Origin of the sequence: Stenotrophomonas sp. SY1 (genome assembly GCF_021202945.1) — a bacterium.
Lineage (GTDB): Bacteria > Pseudomonadota > Gammaproteobacteria > Xanthomonadales > Xanthomonadaceae > Stenotrophomonas.
This window is the reverse complement of the sequence record NZ_JAJOYR010000004.1, coordinates 74876-97579: the sequence shown is the minus strand read 5'-3', so window position 1 is coordinate 97579 and position 22704 is coordinate 74876. Positions and strand designations below refer to the sequence as shown.

The window sequence follows — 22704 nt, the reverse complement described above, 5'->3', positions numbered from 1 at the left end:
GTCAATCATCGTCCTTATTGAAGTATTGCCTGCGCAGGAACAACCAGACCGCTGCCGCAGCAGACAGCCATGCAACGCCCCCTGCCCATCCCCAGCCTAGGGAAAGCCTTGAAAACAACACTGCAAGTGTAAGTCCACTCAGGGTGAAGAGCGCATAACCCCCCGTAACAACCGAGTGACTGCATTCACGTTTCACGAATCGTTGATACAAATGTTGGGTATGCGGCTGCATCCAGCGCTCCCCCTTACGAATCCGTGACAACAGGGTGAAGCCTGCGTCGATGCAGAACGCAGCCGGCAGCATCAGCCACAACGGAAGCGCCGCATCTCCCACGCTCAACCCCAGCGCCAGCACCCCGGCCACCAGGTAGCCCAACGCCCCGCTGCCCACATCGCCCATGAATATCCGGGCGCGCGGAAAATTGAAGGGCAAGAAGCCCAGACAACCAGCTGCCAGCAACCAACCAGCCAGCGCATAGGGCCCAGGCAGCAACAGTCCTGCCCCGACCCCCACCAGAATGGCCTGGGTGGTCGCCAGGCCGTTGATTCCATCCATGAAATTCCAGATGTTGATCAACGACACCGCCAGCACGACACAGAACGCCGCCTTGGCAGCACTGCCAGTGCCCTGCCAGACAAGAAACCCCAACAGCAACGCCGCCAACAGATGTACGCCGAGTCGCGGCAGCGCCGGCAACGGGCGGTGGTCATCCCACCAGCCAATACCCGCCACCATCAGCAGGCCCAGCGCGAACAGCAGCGACACTGTTGACACGCCCGGATACAGCAGCGCCACAGCGCCGCAGGCGAACAACTGGGAGACAACAATACCGATGCCACCGCCGCGCGGAGTCGACACACTATGGCTTCGGCGCGCGCCGGGGAGATCAAACAGCTGCCGACGCAATGCGTAGTGGATCGCCCCCCAGGTGACGACGGCAGCCAGGCAGACGACCAGCAGCGGCAGGATCAGGTGATGCCAATGCACAGATCAGAGCACCGCGTAATTCAACAGCGGCTTGACCGTGCCCCACTCCTTGCAACTCGGACATTGCCAGTGATGCGTCCGCGCGCCGAAACCACAACGGGTACAACGATATGCAGGATTGCGCACCAGCAACTGATCGGTGATGTGCTTCAGGTCCTGCAAGGTGGCCACAGGGTCGGCACCCTCGGCCAGAGTCAGGTCGATCAATGCGGATTCGCCACGTACTGACGGACGATCCTTCAGCTGGCGCCCCAGGTAGGCCCGCGCGGGAGCGGTGCCTTCCTGCTCCTCCATCAACCGGGTCAGCGCCAGTACCGGTGCGATACCGCGGTAGTGCTCGGTCATCTCGGCCAGGAAAGCGCGCGCGCCGGCGATGTCACCCACATTGCGGTAGTTCTTCACCAGCTGCGGCAGGATTTCCGGCAGATAGTCCGGGTCGTTGCGCGCGGCGCGCTCGAACGCACGTACCGCTGCCTCGTCATTGCCGAAATCGCTTTCCAGGCGGCCTTCGATGATGCCGGCGCGCACACTCATCGCATCAGCGGCATTGGCGCGATTGATCGCCGCACGCGCTTCATCCAGACGACCGGCCGCACGGAAGCGCTCGGCCAATTCGCACTCGAACTGACCGATAAGCTTGCCCATCGGCTCGTCGGTGACTTCCTCATAGCGGGTGGCGTTCTCGATCGCCTTTTCCCAATCACGCTCTGCCTGGTAGATGCTGATCAGATGCTTGAGCGCCTGCGGCGCACGCTGATCCAGCTGGGCCAGTTCGGTGAACACGGTTTCGGCGCGGTCCAGTAGACCGGACTTCATGTAGTCCTCACCCAAGGCGAGCAGCGCCTGGACACGCTGCGCATCACTCAGGTCACCACGATTGACCAGCCCCTGATGCAAGCGGATGGCGCGATCGACTTCGCCGCGACGACGGAACAGGTGCCCCAGGGCCACCTGCGTTTCGAAGGTTTCCTTGTCCAGCTCCGCGATATGCAGGAACAGTTCGATGGCCTTGTCCGGCTGCTCGTTGAGCAGGTAGTTCAAACCACGGAAATACGTACTGGACAGACGACTGACCTGGTTCTCGCTGTGCCGCTGGCCGCCGCGGCGACCGATCACCCAGCCACAGACGGCGGCGATGGGCAGGAACAGGAAGAACCAGAACCACTCACTGATAAAAGCCATTTCGGTCAACGCCCGTCAAAAGGAGAAGAAGGCTGCTTGCTGGCTGCCGGTTCGGCAGCAACAACGGAAGCGGCCTTGTTGGCGCGACGCAGCTTCGTATACATCGGGATGACCAGCCCGGCCATCACCATGCCGCCGCCGATCAACGCACCTAGCAGCAGCGACGCAATGATCGCGATGCCGGAAGTGGTCTTCAGTACCCAGAAGGCCAGGCTGACCTCGATCGGCTGGGAATTGAGCGAGCCAATCACCAAGCCGCCCACCAGGACTGCCAGCAGGATCAATAAACGGACGATCTTCATGCGGCAGCCGCTCCCTGGAAAGAGCCCCTAGCTTACCGAATCAACGGATGAATTCGCAGCAGATACGCCACTGTTCCGGCTCAGGCCGGATCGTTTTCCAGCAACGGCACCACCGAGCTCACGCGCTCGCGCAGCTCCTTGCCCGGCTTGAAATGCGGGACATGCTTGCCCGGCAAAGCGACCGACTCACCCGTCTTCGGGTTGCGGCCCAGGCGCGGCGGGCGGTAGTGCAAGGAAAAACTGCCAAAGCCCCGGATCTCGATGCGATCACCGGAAGCCAAAGCCCCCCCCATCATTTCCAACAACGACTTCACCGCCAGATCGACATCATCGGCCTTCAGGTGCGCCTGCTGGCGCGCAAGGATTTCGATCAGTTCGGACTTTGTCATTGCGTACTCGCCGATGGCAGGGTCTGACCCTGAAGCGGCCCGGATAGATATCCGGGCCGCCCAGGTCACATCTACAACAAGGATGCCCGAATATTACTCGGACTTGTTGCCGTTCAACTGCGCACGCAGCAGCGCGCCCAGCTGGGTCGTGCCACCCGAAGCGGACTGGTATTCCTCCAGCACTTCGCGCATTTCGGCATCGTCCTTGGCCTTGATCGACAGCTGCAGGGTACGGCCCTTGCGGTCCATGCCCACGAACTTGGCTTCGACCTTGTCGCCAACCTTCAGGAACTGCGTAGCGTCGTCAACGCGCTCGTTCGCAACGTCGCGAGCCGACACGTAGCCTTCGATGCCGTCAGCCAGTTCGATGGTTGCGCCTTTGGCGTCCACTTCCTTGACCACGCCCTCGACCTTCGAGCCCTTCGGATTGGCAGCCATGTACTGGCCGAACGGATCCTGCTCAAGCTGCTTGACGCCCAGCGAGATGCGCTCGCGCTCCGGATCCACCGCCAGAACGACGGCTTCCAGGGTGTCGCCCTTCTTGTAGTTGCGGACCACGTCTTCGCCGGTGGTGTTCCAGCTGATGTCCGACAGGTGCACCAGGCCGTCGATGCCACCGTCCAGGCCGATGAAGATGCCGAAGTCGGTGATCGACTTGATCTGGCCCGACACCTTGTCGCCCTTCTTGTGGATGGCAGCGAAGGTTTCCCACGGATTGGCGGCAACCTGCTTCATGCCCAGCGAGATGCGGCGACGCTCTTCATCGACGTCCAGCACCATCACTTCGACTTCATCACCAACCTGCACAACCTTGGACGGGTTGACGTTCTTGTTGGTCCAATCCATCTCGGACACGTGCACCAGGCCTTCCACGCCCGGCTCGATCTCAACGAACGCGCCGTAATCGGTCACGTTGGAGACCTTGCCGAACACGCGGCTGTTGGCCGGGTAACGACGTGCGATGTTGTCCCACGGATCTTCGCCCAGCTGCTTCAGGCCCAGCGAAACGCGGTTGCGCTCGCGGTCGAACTTCAGCACGCGCACGTCCAGCTCGTCGCCGACGTTCACGACTTCGGACGGATGGCGCACGCGCTTCCATGCCATGTCGGTGATGTGCAGCAGGCCGTCGATACCGCCCAGGTCCACGAATGCGCCGTAGTCGGTCAGGTTCTTGACGACACCCTTCAGGATCGCGCCTTCCTGCAGCTTGTCCATCAGCTGCTCGCGCTCTTCCGAATGCTCGCTCTCGACAACCGCACGGCGGGAAACGACCACGTTGTTACGCTTGCGGTCGAGCTTGATGAGCTTGAACTCCAGCTCCTTGCCTTCCAGGTAGGCCGGGTCGCGCACCGGGCGCACATCGACCAGCGAACCAGGCAGGAATGCGCGGACATCCTTGATGTCCACGGTGAAACCACCCTTGACCTTGCCGCTGATGCGGCCGGTGATGGTTTCGTTCTTTTCCAACGCTTCTTCCAGCTCGTCCCACACCATCGCGCGCTTGGCCTTCTCGCGCGACAGGACGGTTTCGCCGAAGCCGTTCTCGATCGAGTCGAGGGCAACCTTCACCTGGTCGCCCACGCCCACGTCGATTTCACCAGCGTCGTTACGGAACTGTTCGATCGGCACGATGCCTTCGGACTTCAGGCCGGCGTTGATCACCACCACGTCGCCGCGGACGTCAACGACGGTACCGACAACGATGGCACCGGGCTTCAGCTTGGCCAGGTTGGCTTGACTGGCTTCAAACAGTTCGGCAAATGATTCGGTCATTAGATTTACTCAGTTGGACACACGGACAGCGGATCTGTTGCGAAAACCCGGACTGTCCAGCCTGTTGGACGACCCTGATGAAAGCGGCCGCATGTGAATGAAAAAGCCCACCGCACACCATTGCGCAGCGGGGTTGTTGCAACATCGCTTTCTTCTGCGACTGCAGCCACTGTACTGGCCGCTTCAAACATTGCGCGGATCAGGCTTCCGTCGTGGAAACCAGAGCCAGCACCTTGGCAACGACTTCATCGATGCCAATACCGCTGGTGTCGATGAGGACGGCGTCGTCGGCCGGCCTCAGGGGCGCCACTGCGCGCTGTGCATCACGGGCGTCGCGGGCCATGATCTCGCGCAGGAGGTCATCAAAGTTAACAGAAACCCCTTTTTCCTTCAACTGCTTATGGCGGCGGAGCGCCCGCTCCTCGGCGCTCGCAGTCAGGAAAACCTTGAATGGGGCATCAGGGAAGATGACGGTCCCCATGTCCCGGCCGTCGGCCACCAGCCCAGGGGAAACCCTGAATGCGCGCTGGCGCTCCTTGAGCGCCCCCCGGACCTCCGGAATGGCCGCAATCGCCGAGGCCAGCGCCCCGGTGGTCTCCAGCCGCAGTTCGTCGGTGGCATCGGTGCCGTTGACCAGCACCCGCAGGCTTTCGCCCTGCTCGGCGAACTGAACCTTGGTATCGAACGTGCAGCGCACCAGCGCCGAAGCGTCGGACGTATCCAGGTCCGCCCAACTGGCCGCCACCCCCACCGCCCGGTACAGCGCACCGGAGTCCAGGTAATGCCAGCCCAGCTGCCGGGCAACGATCCGACTGACGGTACCCTTGCCGGCTCCGGACGGGCCATCAATGGTGAGAACGGGGGGGAGTTGGCTCATCTGGCTGCCTGAATCTGAACGAATATCGGCTATTCTAGCGCCCCGAACGACCGCCCCGTTGTGTTTGATCGCGCAACCACTTGAACCGGCGCAGAATTACCCGGTAGAATGGCGGGCTTGAACGAGCGTCATCCTGCATATCCGCGGCCGCGCTCCTGAGATTTCCACAGTTATCCGCCGAGGTATGCCATGAAAGTTTTGTCCTCCCTGAAGTCGGCGAAGGCCCGTCATCGTGACTGCAAGGTTGTGCGCCGTCGCGGCAAGATCTTCGTGATCTGCAAGTCGAACCCGCGCTTCAAGGCTCGCCAGCGCTGAGCCGGTCGGCGCAAGCCGACACCGGAATCCGCAAGGGTTTCGGCTTTTCACAAAAAGCCGCCTTCGGGCGGTTTTTTGTTGCCGCATTTTTGCTGTAATCGTCACCCTGTCCTCTGGGGAGAAGCGACCATGAAGCAAACGTTCCAAACACTGACCCTGATCACCGCCCTGATTGCGGCACCGTCGGCCATCGCCGACACGCTGCTGATCGACCGCGCGCAGGAAAAACCCGCAAGCGCCCTGCCTGCTCGCGGCGAAACCGCAAGCCAGGTGGAAGCCCGCTTCGGCGCCCCACAGGAGCGACTGGAGCCACGCGGCGGCCAGAAGCGCCAGTGGCCGACGATCAACCGCTGGGTCTACCCGGCGTTCACGGTCTATTTCGAGAAGCAGCGGGTCATCGACGTGGTCGCCAATCAGGCCGCGCCGAATGAGATCGGCCCCAAACCGCCGATCCGCTGACGTATCGGCTCCAACACGGCGGCGGATGAAACAACTCCGCCGCCCCGGATATGCACGAGAAAATGAACGACACGCTCCGTTTTCCCGCCGAATGGGAAACCCAGTCCGGCGTACTGATCGCCTGGCCGCATGCCGACACCGACTGGGCCGAGCGCCTGGCCGAGGTCGAAGAGACCTATATCGCACTGGTCGCCGCGATCACCCGCTTCCAGCCGGCACTGATCTGCGTGGCAGATGACGACATCGAGACCTACGCCGAAATGCGGCTGCGCTCGAACCGTATCGACATGGAGCGCGTGCGCTTTGTCACCGCGCAGTACGACGACACCTGGCTGCGCGACTCCGGCCCGATCACGCTCAAGCGTGCCGATGGCAGCTTCCAGCTGCTGGACTTCCGTTTCACCGGCTGGGGCGGCAAGTTCGAGGCCAGCCTCGACGATCAGCTGGTTGGTGTGCTGCATGAAGCCGGCGTGTTCAACGCCAGCGCCGAAGTGCGCAGCATTCCGTTCGCCCTTGAAGGCGGCGCGATCGACACCGACGGCGCCGGCACCCTGCTGACGACGTGGCAATGCCTGCACGAACGCCACCCCGACCGCGACCGCGAATCGCTCAGCGCCGACATGGCGCAGTGGATGCAGCAGGACCGCGTGTTGTGGCTGGATCACGGCTATCTGGAAGGCGACGACACCGACGCCCACGTCGACACCCTCGCCCGCTTTGCCTCGGTCGACAGCATCGTCTACCAGAACTGCGACGACCCGCAGGATTCGCACTACGCCGAACTGCAGGCGATGGGCGCCGAGCTCGCCGCACTGCGCACCGCCGATGGCCAGCCGTACCGCCTGTTCCCGCTTCCGTGGGCACAACCAGTGCTGGACGAAGGTCGTCGTCTGGCCGCCTCGTACGCCAACTTCCTGATCGTCAACGGTGCGGTGCTGATGCCGGCCTACGGCGATGCCGCCGACGATGCCGCGCGCGACGTGCTGGCGCAGGCGTTCCCGGACCACGAGATCGTGCAGGTGCCCTGCCGCTCGTTGATCTGGCAAAACGGCAGCCTGCATTGCATCACCATGCAGTTGCCCGCAGGCCTGCTGAGCAACTGATCGACCGAACCGGTAGCGCTGAGCCCTGCTCGGCGCCTTGCCCGCCACGGGCTGGCACGCATCCTGCAAAAAGCCGCCGGGCACAGCCCTGCGCAGCATGCACCGCGCGTTAAGCCACCACCACATCGCACTCGCGCATCCGCGTTACCATGCGCGTTTTCCACCGCAGGATCGCCCCACATGAACTCGCGCAGCCCCCTTACCGTCGCCCTGATCCAGGAGCGCAACCACGGCGATGCCGCTGCCAACCTGGCAGTGATTGAAGCGCGCGTGGCCGAGGCGGCCGCGCAGGGCGCGAAGCTGGTGCTGCTGCAGGAACTGCACAACGGGCCGTACTTCTGCCAGCACGAGTCGGTGGACGAATTCGACCTGGCCGAGCCGATCCCCGGCCCGAGCACCGAGCGCCTGGGCGCGCTGGCCAAGAAGCACGGCGTCGTCCTGGTTGGTTCGTTGTTTGAACGCCGCGCCGCCGGCCTGTACCACAACACCGCAGTCGTCTTCGAGAAGGATGGCACCTTGCTGGGCAAGTACCGCAAGATGCACATCCCCGACGACCCGGGCTTCTACGAGAAGTTCTATTTCACGCCGGGCGACATCGGCTTCAAGCCGATCGATACCTCGGTGGGCCGCCTCGGCGTGTTGGTGTGCTGGGACCAGTGGTACCCGGAAGCCGCGCGCCTGATGGCGCTGGCCGGCGCCGAGCTGCTGCTGTACCCGACCGCCATCGGCTGGGACCCGGACGATGTGCAGGATGAAAAGAATCGCCAACGCGATGCCTGGGTGCTCAGTCACCGTGGCCATGCCGTGGCCAACGGCGTACCGGTACTGAGCTGCAACCGCGTCGGGCACGAGGCTTCGCCGCTGGGGGCGTCGGGCATCGACTTCTGGGGTAACAGCCATGTGCTCGGCCCGCAGGGTGAGTTCCTGGCCGAAGCCGGCGCAGAGGCTACCGTGCTGATCTGCGAGGTGGACCTGCAGCGCAGCGAGCACGTGCGCCGCATCTGGCCGTTCCTGCGCGACCGCCGCATCGATGCCTACGGCGACCTGCTCAAGCGTTACATCGACTAATCCAAGGCTTGCCGTGAACCTGCAGCTGCGCCCGGCCACGACGGCCGACATCCCCGCCATCACCGCCATCTACGCGGTGGAGGTGGAGGAACTGGTCAACACCTACGAATACGAGGTGCCGGACGAAGCCGAAATGACCCGGCGCATGCTGGACATCACCACGCGAGGCTTTCCGTACATCGTCGCCACGCTGGATGACCAGGTCGCCGGCTACGCCTACGCCAACAGTTACCGCGCCCGCATCGCCTACCAATGGACGGTGGAGAACTCGGTCTACGTTGATGCCCGCTTCCAGGGCAAGGGCGTGGGCGGCGCGTTGATGCAGGCACTGATCGACGAATGCACCGCGCGCGGCTACCGGCAGATGGTGGCAGTGATCGGCGAGCCCACCAATACCGCGTCGATCAAACTGCACGAACGCTTCGGCTTCCAGTTGGTTGGCATCTTCCGTGGCCTTGGCCGCAAGCACGGCCGTTGGCTGGATACGGTGCAGATGCAGCGTGCGCTCGGCGACGGCACCGAGAGCGCCCCTACGAATGAATGACGTAATGAACGACACCCCCATCGACGCGACCAGCGACCTGCTCGCCGGCCAGCCGGTACGCATCATCGAGCGCGATGGCGTGCGCTACACCCTGCTCGGCACCGCGCATGTCTCGCAGGCGAGCGTGCAGGCGGTGGAACAGGCCATCAGCAGCGGGCAGTTCGATGCGGTTGCCGTTGAGCTGGACCCGCAGCGCCTGCAGGCATTGACCAATCCGAACGCCCTGGCGCAGCTGGACCTGGTGGAAGTGATCCGCAAGGGGCGCGTGGCCCTGTTCGCCGCCAACCTGGCCCTGGCCGCCTACCAGCGCCGCCTGGCCGAACAACTGGGCATCGAGCCCGGCGCCGAACTCAAGCGCGCGGTGACGCTGGCCGGCGAACACGGCCTGCCGGTGCACCTGATCGATCGCGACGTCGGCCTGACCTTCCGCCGCGCGTCGCAGCAGCTGGGCTTCTTCGGCAAGCTGAAGCTGGTCGCCGGGCTCGGCGCCGGCCTGTTCTCCTCCGAGGACGTGGGCGAAGACGAAATCGAAAAGCTCAAGCAGGGCGACATGCTTGAATCGAGCTTTGGTGAGTTCGCCAAGGAAAGCCCGGCGCTGTACGAAACCATCATCGGCGAGCGTGACCGCTACATGGCCACGCGTCTGCGCGAGGAGCACAACAGCGAACAGCGCAACGTGCTGGCAGTGGTCGGCGCGGGCCACCTGGCCGGGCTTGCCCGCTACCTCAAGAGCGACACCGAATCACCGGGCCTGCTGCGCGAGCAGCTGGAGTCGGTGCCGAAGAAGCGCAACATCCCGTGGATCACCCTGACCATCCTCGCCGTGGTGCTGGCCGGTATCGGCATCGGCTTCTGGAAGGGCGGCATGGGCATGGGCACGCAGATGCTGGCGACCTGGGCGATGTACACCGGCGGCCTGGCCGGCCTCGGCGCGTTGCTTGCGGCCAGCCATCCGCTGAGCATTCTTACCGCGATTGTCGTGGCACCGTTCAAGCCCTTCCGCCTGAGCATCCCGACCGGCGCATTCGCCGCCCTGGTCGAAACTCGACTGCGCAAGCCGACCTACCAGGATTTCCTGGAACTGCGTGACGACGCACAGACGGTGAAAGGCTGGTACCGCAACCGCGTCACCCGCATCGTGCTGACCTTCGTGCTGACCAACCTGGGCAGCATGCTGGGTTTGTGGCTGACGGGCTTCAGCGTTTATGGAAAGTTGGCTGGCTGAGACGCCGTGCCTTCTCCCGCATGCGGGAGAAGCTGATGCGGAGCAATGAGGGTGCTTTGGACTTCCAACTTGGCTTGTTCACAACCCGCCCTCACCCCAACCCCTCTCCCGTACACGGGAGAGGGGCTTCAAGCAGGTTCAAGCGACTTCGCTGTTCGCTTCATCGCAAAGAGAAGGCCCGCATCGCTGCGGGCCTTCTCTGGTTTCGCTTTCCAGCGCGGATCAACTCTCCAACGCCACCTCCCGCTCAGCCGGCAGGCCGCGCGCACGACGTACCAGCCGTGCGGTGCCCATGCGCGTGTCATCCAGGATCGCGTAGATGGTCGGCAGGAACAGCAGGCTGACCACCGTCGAGAACGCCAGACCGCCAGCAATCGCGCGGGCCATCGGGTAGTACGGCGGCATGCCATCGGCGGTCTGCGTGTTCAAGGCGATCGGAATCATCGCCAGGATCGCGGTGCCCATCGTCATCATGATCGGGCGCAGACGCTCGCGGCTGCCTTCAATCAACGCTTCGGTACGCGGCACGCCGCGCCGTCGCAGATTGTTGATGTGCTCGATCATCACGATGCCGTTGTTCACCACCACGCCCATCAGCACCAGAATGCCGATCACCGCCATGATGTTCATCTCGGTGCCGGTCAGCCAGAACAGCCAGTACACGCCGAAGATCGAGAACAGTACGCAGGACATGATCGCCACCGGGAACAACAGCGATTCGAATACCGCGGCCATTATCACCAGCATCAGCACCAGTGCGATCAGGATGGCGTTCTTCATCTGGTCCATGCCATCGAAGTTGATGTTGAATCCCGCGCCATTGAACGTGTAGCCATAGCCAGGCGGGAACTGCACGTTCTCCAATGTGGTTTCGATGGAATTGCGCGCCTCTTCCATCGGCACGTCCTTGGCCAGCCCCGCTTCGATGCGCAGCATGGTCTGGCGATTGAGCCGCTGGATCGAATTGGCCGCCGGGTTGACGTTGACGTCCACCATCGCCAGCAACGGGATTTCCTTGCCGTTGGAGCTGCGCACCATGAATGACGACAAGTCTTCGATGGCGTAGTCCTCCGAGCCGGCAAAGCGCACGTTGACCGGAATCTCAACGTCATCACGGTGGAAGTCACGCAGCGATGAACCACGCAGGGCCATGCCGACGAACTGTGCCACCTGCTGCGCGCTGAAACCGTAGGACGCGGCACGTTCGCGATTCACCTGCACGGCAAGCTCGGTGTTGGCATCACCGGTATCCACGCGCACGTCACGCAGCTTGGGGTTGCGCGCCAGGATCGGCACCACGTCATCGGCCAGTTCACGCAGGGTCTGGGTGGAATCTCCCACCAGGCTGAAGCGTACGCCCTGCCCTTCGCTGCCCATCCCACCCGGCCAGCCAATGCCGATCTTGGCCCGCGCCGACTCCGGCAAGCCCTTGCGCACTTCCTCTTCGATCTTCTTGCTCTGCTCGCGGTCATCGATGGACAGGAACAGACGCGTCTGCGCCCAGCCCTGCTCGCTGTAGCGGCTGTACACGCGCTCGATGTGGAAGTCCTTGCGGTGCGCGTTGACGAACGCCTCCACGCGCGCCACTTCCTTGCCCATCTCTTCCTTGGAATAGGCACCGCGCCATTGGTAGAAGATGTTGATCTCGTCCGGATCGTTGTCGTCACCACCGCCCTGGATATGGGTCATCGGGTACACGCTGATGAGGGACACAGCCAAGATGCCGGCCACACTCCAACCACGATGGGCCAACGTCCAGCGCAGCAGTTTGGCGTAGCGGTCCTGCAGTTTGTTGATCAGCGGCGATTTCACTGCCGGCGGCGTCTTCATCCGTGCCGACAGCATCGGAATCAAGCTCACCGCGACCAGCCACGATGCCAGCAGGGAGAACGAGATGGTCACCGCCAGCTGCGACAGGTAGATGGTGATGATGTTCTTCTCGCCGAACATCATCGGCAGGAACACCACACAGTGGCACAACGTACCTGCGGACAACGCGATCGCCACATGGCGGGTACCGATGATCGATGCCATCGCCGGTTGGCCGGGGTACTTCTCCCGCTCCTGGTAGATGCTCTCCACCACCACCACGGCGTTGTCGACCAGCATGCCCACCGCCAGCAGCAGGCCCATCATCGAGATGATGTTCAGGCTGATGCCGGTGAAGTACATGAAGCCCAGCGTCATGATGAAACAGATCGGGATCGCCAACGACACCATCAACGTCGACGGCCAGTGGCGCAGGAACGCGTACAGCACGATCACCGACAGCAGCAGGCCGATCGCACCAGCCTCGGCCAGCGCCAGCAGCGAGCTGGTCACGGCCTTGCCCGAGTCGTAGGCCACTTCGATGTCGACCCCGCGCATGGCCGGGTCTTCTTCGAGGACCTTGATCTCCTCACCCACAGCGCGCGACAGGTCCACCAGGTTGGCCGAGCGTTCCTTGTAGATGTCCACGCCGACGCTGGGCTTGCCTTCCATCTGCCGCACGTAGTTCATGCGCTGCGGCTGCAGGCTGACCACGGCGATGTCCGACAGCCGTGTGCCGGTGCTGTTGATGGGCAGGTCACGCAACGATTGCAGTTCCAGCAGTTCGCCACGCGGCTGCACGCGCAGGCGCCGGCCATCTTCGGTGATCTGCCCGGCCGAAACCGAGAAGTTGGCCGCCTGCAGTTTCTGCACCAGTTCGTTGAGCGCGACGCCATGCGCGCTGACCCGATCCTTGTCCAGCGCGACCAGCACTTCCTGCTTGGCCACGCCTTCCACTTCCACGCGGGCAACACCCGGCAGCCGCTCCAGGCGCTGCTTGATGCTGCGTTCGATCATGTCAGCGCGCGCGGTCAGGTCTTCCTTGCTGTTCAGGCGCAGGCTGATCGCTTCCTGGTCGCCGGTACTCCAGCGCTGCACGTAATAGCGACGGAAGTCATCCGGCAGCTGATCGCGCACCGCGTCGATGCGCTCGCGCGCTTCGGATGCGGCCATCGCGATGTCACGGTCCCAATCACTGAATTCGACCTGGATCTGGCCGCCTTCCGCATTGGCACGCGAGTTCATCGTCTTGATGCCGGGCATCGTGGCGATGGCTTCTTCCACCGGGCGCAGCAGGTTGCGCTCCACCTCTTCAGGGGTGGAGCCGGGGTATGGCAAGGAGACGAAGAAGAACGGAATGGTCGCTTCCGGTTCGGCTTCCAACGGCAGCCGGAACGAGGCGATCAGGCCGATCACCACCATCGACACGAACAACATGATGGTGGTGACCGGGCGACGGATGGACAGCTCAGTGATGTTCATCCGGGTCAGTCCTTCAGCCCGCCAATGGCATCCTGCTCATGCGCCAGCACCTGCTCGGCCGCAGCGGCCTCACGTCGTGCGCGACGACCACGTTCGGCATAGAACTCATCCGGTTTGCGGTCCAGCAGGTCGTACACCACCGGAATGACCAGCAGCGTCAGCATCGTGGAAACCAGCAGGCCACCGATCACCGTGATCGCCATCGGCGAGCGCACCTCGGCACCTTCACCGAAGGCCAAGGCCAGCGGCAGGAAGCCGAACACCGCGCACAAGGTGGTCATCATGATCGGGCGCAGACGTGAGCGGGCGCCTTCCACCAGCGCCTGGCGCTTGGCCACGCCTTCTTCGCGCAGCTGGTTGACCTTGTCGATCAGGATGATGGCGTTCTTCACCACCAGGCCCACCAGCAGGATCAAACCGATGAACACCACCACCGATATCGGCGAACGCGACAGCAGCAGCGCCGCCACCGCGCCGACCAGGGCCAGCGGAATGGTGAACAGGATGACGAACGGATGCAGCAGCGATTCGAACTGCGAGGCCATCACCAGGTAGACCAGGAAGATCGCCAGGCCGAAGGCGAACAGCAACGAGCGGATCGATTCACCCAGTTCTTCGCCCTGGCCGCCGATGCGCATGCCGACGTCGGTGCCCAGCGGGTTCTTGGCCACCAGGCTCTGCACCTCGGTGATGGCCTTGGCCAGGTCGATGTCGCGCAGGTTGGCCGAGACGATGGCCACACGACGCTGGTCGGCGCGATGAATCTCACTCGGACCGGTGGTTGCCACGACATCGGCCACCGAGCCCAGCTCCACCGGCTTGTTGCCGGTCGGGTTGACGATCAGGCGACGGATGTCATTGACCGAAGCACGCTCGGACTCCTGCACACGCACCAGCACGTCGATCTTGCGATCACGGAAGCTGTAACGGGTGGCCACATTGCCGCGCACCTTGTTGACCACGGCATCGGCGATCTGGCGCGTGGTCATGCCCAGTGCCGCCGCGCGGTCCTGGTCGAACACGATCTGGATCTCCGGGAAGCCCTGCTCCACCGTCGATTTCACGTCGGCGTAGTGCGGGCTCTCGCGCAGCATCCCGGCCAGGCGGTTGCCTGCGACGCGGATCGATTCGAGGTTGTTGCCTTCGATCTCGATTTCCAGCGGCGGCGACAACGCGAACAGTTCCGGACGGGCGAAGTCCACCTGCGCCTCCGGCCACTGCCGCATGGTTTCGCGCAGCTTCTCGGTGAGTGCGGGTTCGCGCTTGGTGTCGTTCATCACCACCGACAGCTTGCCGATGTTCTCGCCGCTTTCGGTCGGGCTGGCATCCAGCCGCGTACCGGTGCCGGAGACGCCGTACAGCAGGCGCACGCCTTCTTCATCGGCATGCTTGCGCTGTACTTCGCGCACCAGTGCATCGGTCTGCGCCAGCGGCGTGCCTGGCGGCAGTTTGGCGGTCATTTCGAAGCGGTCCTGCGCCAGCTGCGGAATCAGGTCCACGCCCAGCAGCGGCAGCACCGCCAAGGTGAGCGCGAACGCCAGCGCCGCGCCACCGAGGATCGGCCACGGCCGCTTCAATGCCGCAGGCAGCATCCGCAGGTAGCCGGCTTCGGCGCGGTTGTAAGGCGCCATTGCCAGGTCGCTGGCCTTGCGCATCACCGGGCCGACCACGGCGGAGATGCCACGGAACACCTTCACCACCGCCCACACCACGGCGAAGAAGCCGTAACGGAACATCGCCCCGATACCGCGCCCGGCATAGGCTGCCGGCTTCTTCCAACGGCTTTCCGGGCGCCACGGCTGACGCGGATCCTCGGCCGGGAACTCCAGCGGCGGACGCCCCTTCAACGCGCTCAGCATCGGGATCAGCGTCATCGACACCACCAGCGACACCGCGATGGCGATCGACACGGTCAAAGCCTGGTCGCGGAACAACTGGCCGGCGATACCTTCCACGAACACCAGCGGCAGGAACACCGCGATGGTGGTCAGGGTGGAAGCAACCACGGCCATGAACACTTCACGCGTGCCCTTGATCGCCGCTTCCAGCACGCCCATGCCGCGCTCACGCGCCTTGGCGATGGACTCCAACACCACGATCGAGTCATCCACCACCAGGCCGGTGGCCAAGGCCAAGCCGCCCAGTGACATCACGTTCAAGCTCAGGCCCAACTGGCCCATGAAGAAGAACGTGGCGATGATCGAGATCGGCAGCGACAGCGAGATCACGAACGTGCTCCAGCCATCGCGCAGGAACAGGAAGATGATCAGGATCGACAGCATGCCGCCGATCACCGCATCGATCTTCACGTCCTTGATGGCGTGCCGGATGAAGACCGACTGGTCTTCTACCATCGTCATCTCGATGTCCTTGGGCATCTGCTTGCGAATCACTTCCAGCCGCGCTTCCAGCGCATTGGCGGTGGACACCGTATTGGCGTCGCCTTCCTTGTAGATGGCCAGTTCAACCGCTTCGTGGCCGGCGCTGCGGATCACCGCTTCGCGCTCCTTGTAGCCCTGGCGCACGTCGGCCACGTCCTTCAGACGCACCGTCGCCACGCTGCCGCCGGAACCGTCATTGCGCATCGCGGCGATGACGTTCGGGTCACGACTGCCGAGAATGGCGGTCATCAGCTGCTGGTTTTCATTGGCCGCTGCGGTACTGGAACCGGCAGCGGTGGTCAGCAGCATCTCGCGCATCTGCTCGACGGTGGTGAACTGGTTGACCGTACGCACCAAGTAACGCTGCGAACCTTCTTCCAGACGACCGCCGGAGAGGTTGACGTTCTCCTGCTGCAGACGCTGGATCACCGTGTCCAGCGACAGGCCCAGCTGCGACAGCTTGCGCTGGTCGATGTCCACCTGGATTTCGTCTTCCAGGCCGCCACCCACCTTCACCGCTGCCACGCCGCTGACCGGCTCCAGCTTGCGCTTGAGGTCTTCGTCGGCGTAGCGACGCAGTTCCATCAGGCGACGCACCGCATCGGCGTCATTGCCGCTTTCCTGCTTCGACGACAGCGCCAGACGCATGATCGGCTGCGTCGACGGATTGAAGCGCAGCAGCACCGGCGGCTTGGCCTCCAACGGCAGCTGCAGCGTCTCCATCTTGTCGCGCACGTCCAGGCCGGCCTGCTGCATGTCCGTGCCCCAGGCGAACTCGAGCACCACATCGCTCTGCCCGGTGCGCGAGATCGACTTGAGCTTGCGCAGCCCCTTGACGATGCCCAGCGCCTCTTCGGCCGGCTGCGAGATCAGCGTTTCCACTTCAGCCGGCGCCGCGCCTTCATAGTCGGTGCGCACGGTCAGCGTGGGGTAACTCAGGTCCGGCAGCAGTTCGACCTTCAGGCTCGACAACGAGATCAGGCCGAACAACACCAGGGTGAGCGTCATCATCGCGATGGTGACGCGCCGGCGTGTGGCGAACTCGATCAGGTCGAAGCCACCGCCGGAAGCCGATGGTTCGCGTGCACTCATTGTTTGGTCGCCTCTGCGGCCGGTGCCTTGGCCGCAGCGGCCACCTTCTTCTCCTTGCCGATCACCTGCACCGCGCTGCCTTCGCGCAGTGCGGCCTTGCCGGCGATGACCACTTCATCACCGATCTTCAGGCCTTCGCGCACCTCGATCCAGCCGGCGTCGTCGTAACCCAGCTTCAAGGTGGTGCGCATGGCCTTGCCATCACGTACCACGTACACCGCCGGCTCGCCGCCGTCTTCCAGCAGCGCGTTGCGCGGCACCACCAGCGCATCAGCGCGCTGGTCGTAGTTGATGCTCAGCCGGCCGAACATGCCGGGCTGCAGTTCGCCGGCACCGGAGAAGGAAGTCACCACGCGGAACGTACCGGTACCGTTGTCCACCACCGGTGCCACGCGATCCACCGTGCCGGTGAACTGCCGGCCCGGCAGCGCGTCGGCGACCAGCACCACGGCATGGCCCGGCTTGAGCTTGGCGATCTCACGCTCGGGTACGTTGAGCGTGGCCTCCAGGTTGGCGGCATCGACGATGCGGAAGATCGGCGAGTTGATCTGCACGAAGTTGCCTGGCTTGATGTCACGCGAGGCCACCACACCGGAAATCGGCGCTTCCACCGTCGTGTAGGACAGCTCCAGCGTGGCCATGCGGTACTGGGCGCGGGCGTTTTCCAGGTCGTAACGCAACTGGTCGACATCAGCGGCACTGACCAACTGCTGCTGTACCAGCTTCTGTGCGCGGTGGTAGCTGTTTTCCAGCTTGCGCATCTGCGCCTCGCTCTGTGCAACGCTCAGTCGCGCGCGATCCGGATCCAGCCGCACCAGCGGCTGCCCGGCACGCACCACCTGCCCTTCTTCGACCAGCACGGCCAGGGCCACGCCCGAGGTCTTGGCGACCACCTGCGATTCGGCGCGGGCTTCCAGCGCGGCCGTGCCGGTGTAGCTGGCGGCAATGGCGCGATGCTCGGCCTTGGCCACTTCCACCGGCACCGCATCAACGGCCTTCTGCTCGTCCGGGGTCTTGGCCTGGGCTTCTTCGCCCCCGGCCTTGCAACCGCCCAGCAGCAGCGAAGTGGAAACAAGTAGTGCAGCAGCGCAGCTTCCGGTGCGGCCGTGCAAAGAGAAGAATCGCGACATCGTCTGGTCCCTGGGGATGCATTGGCGGGGTGTTGTAGCAAAGTATTGCACCACCCCACAGAGACACCATGCGCCAAAGGTCATGGGTTCCTGACTGGGGCGCCTGCGGCCACCGACCGGTGATGCGGCGCAACATCGAAAGTCGTTACCGAACCGATAAATACGCGGGCTATACTCGCCCCGTTCCGTGTCCCCACGGCGGAACACCAGACCCGCACACCGGACAAGGAAACCATGCGCTCGCAGCCGCTCGCCGCTTGTTTCGCTCTGGCTTTTGCCCTGACTTCCGGGGCCGCCCTCGCAGATCCGCCGTCTGATCCACCCGCCGCCGCTCCGGCAGCCGCTACGCCGTCACCGCCCGTTGGCAAAGCTGAAGCCGGCCGCACGCTGGCTTACACCTGCCAGGGCTGTCATGGCATCACCGGCTACAAGAATGCCTATCCCAGCTACCGCGTGCCCAAAATTGGTGGCCAGTCAGCACAGTACCTGACCCAGGCGCTCACTGAATACCGTGAAGGCAAGCGCAAGCATCCGACCATGCAGGCGCAATCGATGAGTTTCAGCGCGCAGGAAATCGCTGATCTCGCCGCTTACCTGTCCACCGTCAAATAGGCATCGTCCATGTCGAAAGCAACGCACGCAACGCGCTTGTCCATCGTCCTGCTGGCGATGTTCGCACTGGCAGCCTGTTCGCAGTCGCAGGTGGAATCGGCTGACACATCCGCCGGCGATGCTGGCCACGCCAGTGGCGAGCATGGCTCGCGCTCCTCGGCAGGGTTGCCGGAAGGACGTATCGCCGCCGGCGAGCAACGCGCCAACGTCAAAGGCAAGGCGACCGGACAGAGCTGCATCGACTGCCACGGCGCCGATGGCAACAACCCGATCGATCCGACCTACCCGCGCCTGGGAGGTCAGTACGGCGACTATCTCGCTCATTCGCTGCAGGCCTATCGCTCCGGCGATCGTGACCACATGCTGATGACCCCGCAGGCTGCCGGCCTGACCGACCAGGAAATTGCCGATCTGGCTGCCTACTTCGGCTCGCGTCCCAGCCAGCTGCGCGATCTGCACGGCGTTAACTGAGTCGCTTGTAATGCACATAAAGAAAGCCGCCCTTGGGGCGGCTTTCTTTTTTGCTTCTCATACAACAGGAGAAACTGCGGGGCGCTCCGCGCATGAAGCCGGCCTTCGTCCGCAAGGCGAAAGAAGCATCGCTTCCGGGCCAAGCGGCAGCCTTCCCAACCTGCGCAGCCGCGACGGCGCTCCTATCGACTGCCGTTGTCTTCCTGCAATTCCTTCTTGAACGGGATATCCGGTGGCGGTCGCGCTTGGGCCGGTTGCTCCTGCATGTTGGGATTGGTCAACCCACAACCGCCACCAAATTGCAGCATCGACACCACGCAGGAAATCTTGCTGTTGCTGCCGGGAATCGGAATCTCGATGCTCTTGATGCCCTTGCGCACCCACTCGGCCAACAACGATTCGTTGGGCACCCAGTATTTGTCGAACGAGGTCGGCGTGTGTTCGTAGGGCGGGCGCTTGAGCCAGGTGCCCGATTGAGCGATGCGGTCGCGCGTCCAGGTATCGGCGTCGCCACCAGGCGCTCCGCGCGTGTTGTCCTGTCCGCCGTCATTTCCACCCAAGCGCACGCTGCCGTCCGCATTGAACAGTCCACGTCCGTTTTCCGACTGCCCGCCCACACTGCCGGCAACCTGCCGCTGCGAAGCACCCCAATCATCCGAGCGGACCGGCGCATCCCAACCGCCGCTGCGATCCTGCGGCTTGGGTCCGGCGCCTGGGCTGGTGCCCGGCTGCGTCGAGCGGGTGCCCGCGGCACTGCTTCCCTGCGTAGCTGCCCCTTGCGCGGCACTGCCCTGCGCCGTTGCCTGCGCACGCTCACTCTTGTCACCGGCCGGTTTCGCAGCCGTTGCCGTCGGCGCAGCAGCAGCCGCAGCGGCCGGAGCATCCGCAACCGCAGGAATCTGCCGCTCACGCACACCAACGGCGGGCGTCTTTAGTTGCACGTTGCGCGCTTCGTTCGAACGCACCTGCGCCATCGCCACCGGTTGCCGTGGTGCGGCCTCCACCTGGCGTTCGCGCACCAGGACCTCGGCGCCGGTCACCTGCACGTCCGTCGTGCGTGGCCGCACCTGGGCCATCGTCACCTGCTGCTGCGGCATCGTTTCAATCTGCCGCTCGCGCACCTGCACGTCCGGCATCTTTACCTGCGCCTGCGGTGTTGCCGGAACACGCGGCAATGGCAGCACACGGGGGCGGTCCGTCGCCGTCTCGACCACGCGCTCACGCACTTCCACCTGCGGTGCATTCACTGCCGGCACCGTCATCGTGGGCGGTCGCACGGTCGGCGGCGGCAGCACGAACTCCGTGGTCGGCTGTTGGGTCTGCGTCACCTGCAACGGCTGCGCGGTCGGCAGTTCGGGGGAAGGCTTGGATGCATCAACCGGCATGGCATCCGCTTCGGCCACTTCCGCCGCGCTGGCTGCCGCTGCCGCTGCGGCCGACTCGGCCACAGCTTCGACCTGGGGCTGTTCGATGGCAGCTTCGTTCGCACTGGCCGCCTCGGCGCCGGCCTGGGCCGATGCATTGCCGGCAGCGGCGGCGGCTTCTGCCTGCTCCTGCCCTTGGGCCTGCGGCGCGCCACCGCCCTGCTCCTCCGGCGTGCCACGACCGATGTATTCGATCTGTACGCGCTCACCGTCTTCGGCACTCTGCTCCGGCGTCGTGCTGCGCACCAGCGCAACCCACAGCAACAGCAGGGCGAACAAAAGGTGCAGCGCAGCGCTGATGAACCCGGAAAACCAGCGCAATGCGCGCTGATCACGCGGCGGCGGATCGCCGCCTTGCCAGACCAGCAGCAACATCGTCTGCCAGAACGGCCTGGCTCGCGGCGCGCGCTCATGCGGCGGCTGTGGCCTAGCGGCCATCACCTGGGCAACATCGCTTTGCGCAAACGCCGATATCGCCATGGATGCGCGCGTGCGCACCCAGTGGCTCCAGCTGTACGGCATGCCGGTACGACGGTCATGCAGAATGCTGGCCTGCCGGCGCGCGGCCAGCAGGTCAAGAAAGTCGGTAACTGGCGTCACCGGCATGCGGCGGATTTCAGCTCAACCCGCGCGCGGGATATACGGGGCCTGACCGGTGTCATGGTCAGTAGCATCGCGCACGGCGGTCACGCCGGGCACCCGTCCCATCAACGTCTTCTCGATCCCCTGCTTCAAGGTCACGTCGGCCATGCCACAGCCGTGGCAGCCGCCGCCGAAGCGCAGCAGCACCACACCGTCAGCGGAAACTTCCTGTACTGCCACCCGGCCGCCATGCGAGGCCAGCTGCGGGTTGATCTCGTTCTCGACCACCCAATGCACGCGCTCGACCATCGATGCCGCATCACCGGGCGCTTCGCCCTTGATCTTCGGCGCCTTGATGGTCAACTGCTGGGTACCGGCGGCCTGGGTGACGAAATCGATCTCGGCACCGTCCAGCCAGCCCACGCTCGTGGCCGCGACATACAAGGTGAAGCCATCGCAATCCACCGCCCACTCGTCACCGAGCAACTCGCTCGGGTCGGCGAACTCCAGCCGCGCATCGGCGCGCGGCGTGCCAGGATCAACGGCGCTCAGGCGCACGCCCATGCCGGGCACGGCCTCACGTTCGATCAACTTGCGGAAATAGCTTTGGGCGGTATCTGATATCTGGATCATGCGGGTATTCTAGCCATGTCTTGGTTGCCGCTGATGGGACACTGCTTCCACGCGCGCCACTGTTCAGTCACCTGCTTGATGGAGGTTCCCATGGCCCCTGACCTGATTCCCCTGGCGCAAGCCCACTGCATCCCCCGCAAGGGCAGCGAACACCGGCTGGGCCAGGCCCGATTGGCGGAGCTGCTGCCGCAGGTGTCCGACTGGGAGCTGGCCGAGAACGGCCAGGCCCTGGTGCGTACATTCCGCTTCGACAACTACTACGGCACCATGGCCTTCGTGAACGCGCTGGCCTGGATCGCCCATGCCGAGGATCACCACCCCGATCTGGGCGTGCACTACGACCGCGCCGTGGTCCGCTTCTCCACCCACGATGTGGGCGGCCTGAGCGAAAACGACTTCATCTGTGCCGCCAAGGCATCCGCACTCACGGAGCAATGACATGAAACTGCGCCTGCTGTTGGGCTCCTTCGCTGCAACCGCCGCACTGGCTGGCTGCAACTCCTCCGATCAACCGGCCGCACCGGTGGTCGCGCCCACCGAAGTGGTCGCCGTGCAGACTCCGCCGCCGGAGTACCCGCCGGAACTGGCCTGCGCCGGCATTGGCGGCAAGAGCGTGCTCAACGTGGTGGTTGGCGCCGAAGGCAAGCCCACCAACGTCACCGTGATCACCAGCAGCGGCAACACTCAGCTCGATGAATCGGCCACCGCCCGGGTGCGCGAATGGAAGTTCAAGGCCGCCACCCGCAACGGCCAGCCGGTGCCGACCACCATCCAGGTGCCGGTGACCTTCAATCCGCCGCAGCCCAAGCCGGATGAATGCTTTGCCATCGAGGAGCGCGCGCGTCGCGGCGGTTGATCCAAAA

The 22704-nt window shown here is 64.1% G+C and carries 21 protein-coding genes; 10 read left to right on the top strand and 11 right to left on the bottom strand.

Annotated elements, in window-relative coordinates; translation table 11 throughout:
• Position 1 precedes the first annotated feature (1 nt).
• The 6 genes from LR961_RS18975 to cmk form a co-directional block, all read right to left on the bottom strand.
• Entirely contained in the window at positions 2-988 is a 987-nt protein-coding gene (locus LR961_RS18975) for a glycosyltransferase family 4 protein (RefSeq protein WP_232151535.1), read from the bottom strand.
• Positions 989-991: 3 nt separating this feature from the next.
• Positions 992-2170 carry a lipopolysaccharide assembly protein LapB gene (gene lapB, locus LR961_RS18970; RefSeq protein WP_232151534.1) on the bottom strand — a complete coding sequence of 393 codons (1179 nt, stop codon included), beginning with the start codon at positions 2168-2170 and terminating at the stop codon, positions 992-994.
• A 5-nt stretch (positions 2171-2175) separates the two neighbouring features.
• A complete protein-coding gene (locus tag LR961_RS18965; protein WP_232151533.1) occupies positions 2176-2472 on the bottom strand; it encodes a lipopolysaccharide assembly protein LapA domain-containing protein in 297 nt (98 codons plus the stop codon).
• A gap of 80 nt (positions 2473-2552) precedes the next feature.
• On the bottom strand, positions 2553-2861 hold the full coding sequence (locus LR961_RS18960) for an integration host factor subunit beta (protein WP_232151532.1): 309 nt from the start codon (positions 2859-2861) through the stop codon (positions 2553-2555).
• A 93-nt stretch (positions 2862-2954) separates the two neighbouring features.
• The gene (gene rpsA, locus LR961_RS18955; RefSeq protein ID WP_232151531.1) at positions 2955-4634 is read right to left on the bottom strand and encodes a 30S ribosomal protein S1; all 1680 of its coding nucleotides are present in this window, start codon (positions 4632-4634) and stop codon (positions 2955-2957) included.
• A 199-nt stretch (positions 4635-4833) separates the two neighbouring features.
• Positions 4834-5511 (bottom strand): (d)CMP kinase, encoded by a 678-nt coding sequence (cmk, locus tag LR961_RS18950; protein WP_232151530.1) that lies wholly within the window; start codon positions 5509-5511, stop codon positions 4834-4836.
• Between the two features lie 189 nt (positions 5512-5700).
• Here cmk and ykgO point away from each other — a divergent pair, with 189 nt between their 5' ends.
• From ykgO to LR961_RS18920, 6 genes are all read left to right on the top strand, one after another.
• Positions 5701-5826: a type B 50S ribosomal protein L36 gene (gene ykgO / locus LR961_RS18945; RefSeq protein ID WP_005409283.1), complete on the top strand. Its 126-nt coding sequence runs from the start codon at positions 5701-5703 to the stop codon at positions 5824-5826.
• Between the two features lie 129 nt (positions 5827-5955).
• The gene (locus LR961_RS18940) at positions 5956-6285 is read left to right on the top strand and encodes a hypothetical protein (protein WP_232151529.1); all 330 of its coding nucleotides are present in this window, start codon (positions 5956-5958) and stop codon (positions 6283-6285) included.
• Between the two features lie 62 nt (positions 6286-6347).
• The gene (locus LR961_RS18935; protein WP_232151528.1) at positions 6348-7388 is read left to right on the top strand and encodes an agmatine deiminase family protein; all 1041 of its coding nucleotides are present in this window, start codon (positions 6348-6350) and stop codon (positions 7386-7388) included.
• A 180-nt stretch (positions 7389-7568) separates the two neighbouring features.
• On the top strand, positions 7569-8456 hold the full coding sequence (locus LR961_RS18930; RefSeq protein WP_232151527.1) for a carbon-nitrogen hydrolase: 888 nt from the start codon (positions 7569-7571) through the stop codon (positions 8454-8456).
• A 13-nt stretch (positions 8457-8469) separates the two neighbouring features.
• Entirely contained in the window at positions 8470-9000 is a 531-nt protein-coding gene (locus LR961_RS18925) for a GNAT family N-acetyltransferase (RefSeq protein WP_232151526.1), read from the top strand.
• A complete protein-coding gene (locus LR961_RS18920) occupies positions 8993-10225 on the top strand; it encodes a TraB/GumN family protein (RefSeq protein ID WP_232151525.1) in 1233 nt (410 codons plus the stop codon). Before LR961_RS18925 ends, LR961_RS18920 begins: the two co-directional genes overlap by 8 nt.
• Positions 10226-10447: 222 nt before the next feature.
• On the opposite strand, the gene LR961_RS18915 is transcribed toward LR961_RS18920, so the two are convergent.
• Genes LR961_RS18915 through LR961_RS18905 form a run of 3 tightly spaced genes read right to left on the bottom strand, consistent with a single transcriptional unit; the run spans position 10448 to position 18119 of the window.
• A complete protein-coding gene (locus tag LR961_RS18915; RefSeq protein WP_232151524.1) occupies positions 10448-13516 on the bottom strand; it encodes an efflux RND transporter permease subunit in 3069 nt (1022 codons plus the stop codon).
• A gap of 5 nt (positions 13517-13521) precedes the next feature.
• Positions 13522-16989, bottom strand: a complete 3468-nt coding sequence (locus tag LR961_RS18910; protein WP_232151523.1) for an efflux RND transporter permease subunit — start codon at positions 16987-16989, stop codon at positions 13522-13524.
• Positions 16986-18119, bottom strand: coding sequence for an efflux RND transporter periplasmic adaptor subunit (locus tag LR961_RS18905; RefSeq protein WP_232151522.1), 1134 nt, complete (start codon positions 18117-18119; stop codon positions 16986-16988). Before LR961_RS18905 ends, LR961_RS18910 begins: the two co-directional genes overlap by 4 nt.
• Positions 18120-18353: 234 nt before the next feature.
• On the opposite strand from LR961_RS18905, the gene LR961_RS18900 reads away from it, so the two are divergent.
• Together LR961_RS18900 and LR961_RS18895 are read left to right on the top strand one after the other, a co-directional pair.
• Entirely contained in the window at positions 18354-18731 is a 378-nt protein-coding gene (locus LR961_RS18900) for a c-type cytochrome (RefSeq protein WP_232151521.1), read from the top strand.
• A gap of 9 nt (positions 18732-18740) precedes the next feature.
• A complete protein-coding gene (locus LR961_RS18895) occupies positions 18741-19202 on the top strand; it encodes a c-type cytochrome (protein ID WP_232151520.1) in 462 nt (153 codons plus the stop codon).
• 182 nt (positions 19203-19384) lie between these two features.
• On the opposite strand, the gene LR961_RS18890 is transcribed toward LR961_RS18895, so the two are convergent.
• Positions 19385-21232 (bottom strand): hypothetical protein, encoded by a 1848-nt coding sequence (locus LR961_RS18890; RefSeq protein ID WP_232151519.1) that lies wholly within the window; start codon positions 21230-21232, stop codon positions 19385-19387.
• A gap of 15 nt (positions 21233-21247) precedes the next feature.
• Positions 21248-21841, bottom strand: a complete 594-nt coding sequence (locus LR961_RS18885) for an NfuA family Fe-S biogenesis protein (RefSeq protein ID WP_232151518.1) — start codon at positions 21839-21841, stop codon at positions 21248-21250.
• Between the two features lie 90 nt (positions 21842-21931).
• Here LR961_RS18885 and LR961_RS18880 point away from each other — a divergent pair, with 90 nt between their 5' ends.
• Both LR961_RS18880 and LR961_RS18875 read left to right on the top strand, forming a co-directional pair.
• On the top strand, positions 21932-22279 hold the full coding sequence (locus LR961_RS18880; protein WP_232151517.1) for a 4a-hydroxytetrahydrobiopterin dehydratase: 348 nt from the start codon (positions 21932-21934) through the stop codon (positions 22277-22279).
• 1 nt (position 22280) lies between these two features.
• Positions 22281-22697: an energy transducer TonB gene (locus LR961_RS18875; protein ID WP_232151516.1), complete on the top strand. Its 417-nt coding sequence runs from the start codon at positions 22281-22283 to the stop codon at positions 22695-22697.
• The last annotated feature ends 7 nt before the right edge of the window (positions 22698-22704 follow it).

Bases quoted from the DNA above. Each gene is read 5' to 3' on its own strand.
- lapB (WP_232151534.1), bottom strand. From the start codon at position 2,170: ATGGCTTTTATCAGTGAGTGGTTCTGGTTCTTCCTGTTCCTGCCCATC.
- LR961_RS18965 (WP_232151533.1), bottom strand. From the start codon at position 2,472: ATGAAGATCGTCCGTTTATTGATCCTGCTGGCAGTCCTGGTGGGCGGC.
- LR961_RS18960 (WP_232151532.1), bottom strand. From the start codon at position 2,861: ATGACAAAGTCCGAACTGATCGAAATCCTTGCGCGCCAGCAGGCGCAC.
- rpsA (WP_232151531.1), bottom strand. From the start codon at position 4,634: ATGACCGAATCATTTGCCGAACTGTTTGAAGCCAGTCAAGCCAACCTG.
- cmk (WP_232151530.1), bottom strand. From the start codon at position 5,511: ATGAGCCAACTCCCCCCCGTTCTCACCATTGATGGCCCGTCCGGAGCC.
- ykgO (WP_005409283.1), top strand. From the start codon at position 5,701: ATGAAAGTTTTGTCCTCCCTGAAGTCGGCGAAGGCCCGTCATCGTGAC.
- LR961_RS18940 (WP_232151529.1), top strand. From the start codon at position 5,956: ATGAAGCAAACGTTCCAAACACTGACCCTGATCACCGCCCTGATTGCG.
- LR961_RS18935 (WP_232151528.1), top strand. From the start codon at position 6,348: ATGAACGACACGCTCCGTTTTCCCGCCGAATGGGAAACCCAGTCCGGC.
- LR961_RS18930 (WP_232151527.1), top strand. From the start codon at position 7,569: ATGAACTCGCGCAGCCCCCTTACCGTCGCCCTGATCCAGGAGCGCAAC.
- LR961_RS18920 (WP_232151525.1), top strand. From the start codon at position 8,993: ATGAATGACGTAATGAACGACACCCCCATCGACGCGACCAGCGACCTG.
- LR961_RS18915 (WP_232151524.1), bottom strand. From the start codon at position 13,516: ATGAACATCACTGAGCTGTCCATCCGTCGCCCGGTCACCACCATCATG.
- LR961_RS18910 (WP_232151523.1), bottom strand. From the start codon at position 16,989: ATGAGTGCACGCGAACCATCGGCTTCCGGCGGTGGCTTCGACCTGATC.
- LR961_RS18905 (WP_232151522.1), bottom strand. From the start codon at position 18,119: ATGTCGCGATTCTTCTCTTTGCACGGCCGCACCGGAAGCTGCGCTGCT.
- LR961_RS18900 (WP_232151521.1), top strand. From the start codon at position 18,354: ATGCGCTCGCAGCCGCTCGCCGCTTGTTTCGCTCTGGCTTTTGCCCTG.
- LR961_RS18895 (WP_232151520.1), top strand. From the start codon at position 18,741: ATGTCGAAAGCAACGCACGCAACGCGCTTGTCCATCGTCCTGCTGGCG.
- LR961_RS18890 (WP_232151519.1), bottom strand. From the start codon at position 21,232: ATGCCGGTGACGCCAGTTACCGACTTTCTTGACCTGCTGGCCGCGCGC.
- LR961_RS18885 (WP_232151518.1), bottom strand. From the start codon at position 21,841: ATGATCCAGATATCAGATACCGCCCAAAGCTATTTCCGCAAGTTGATC.
- LR961_RS18880 (WP_232151517.1), top strand. From the start codon at position 21,932: ATGGCCCCTGACCTGATTCCCCTGGCGCAAGCCCACTGCATCCCCCGC.
- LR961_RS18875 (WP_232151516.1), top strand. From the start codon at position 22,281: ATGAAACTGCGCCTGCTGTTGGGCTCCTTCGCTGCAACCGCCGCACTG.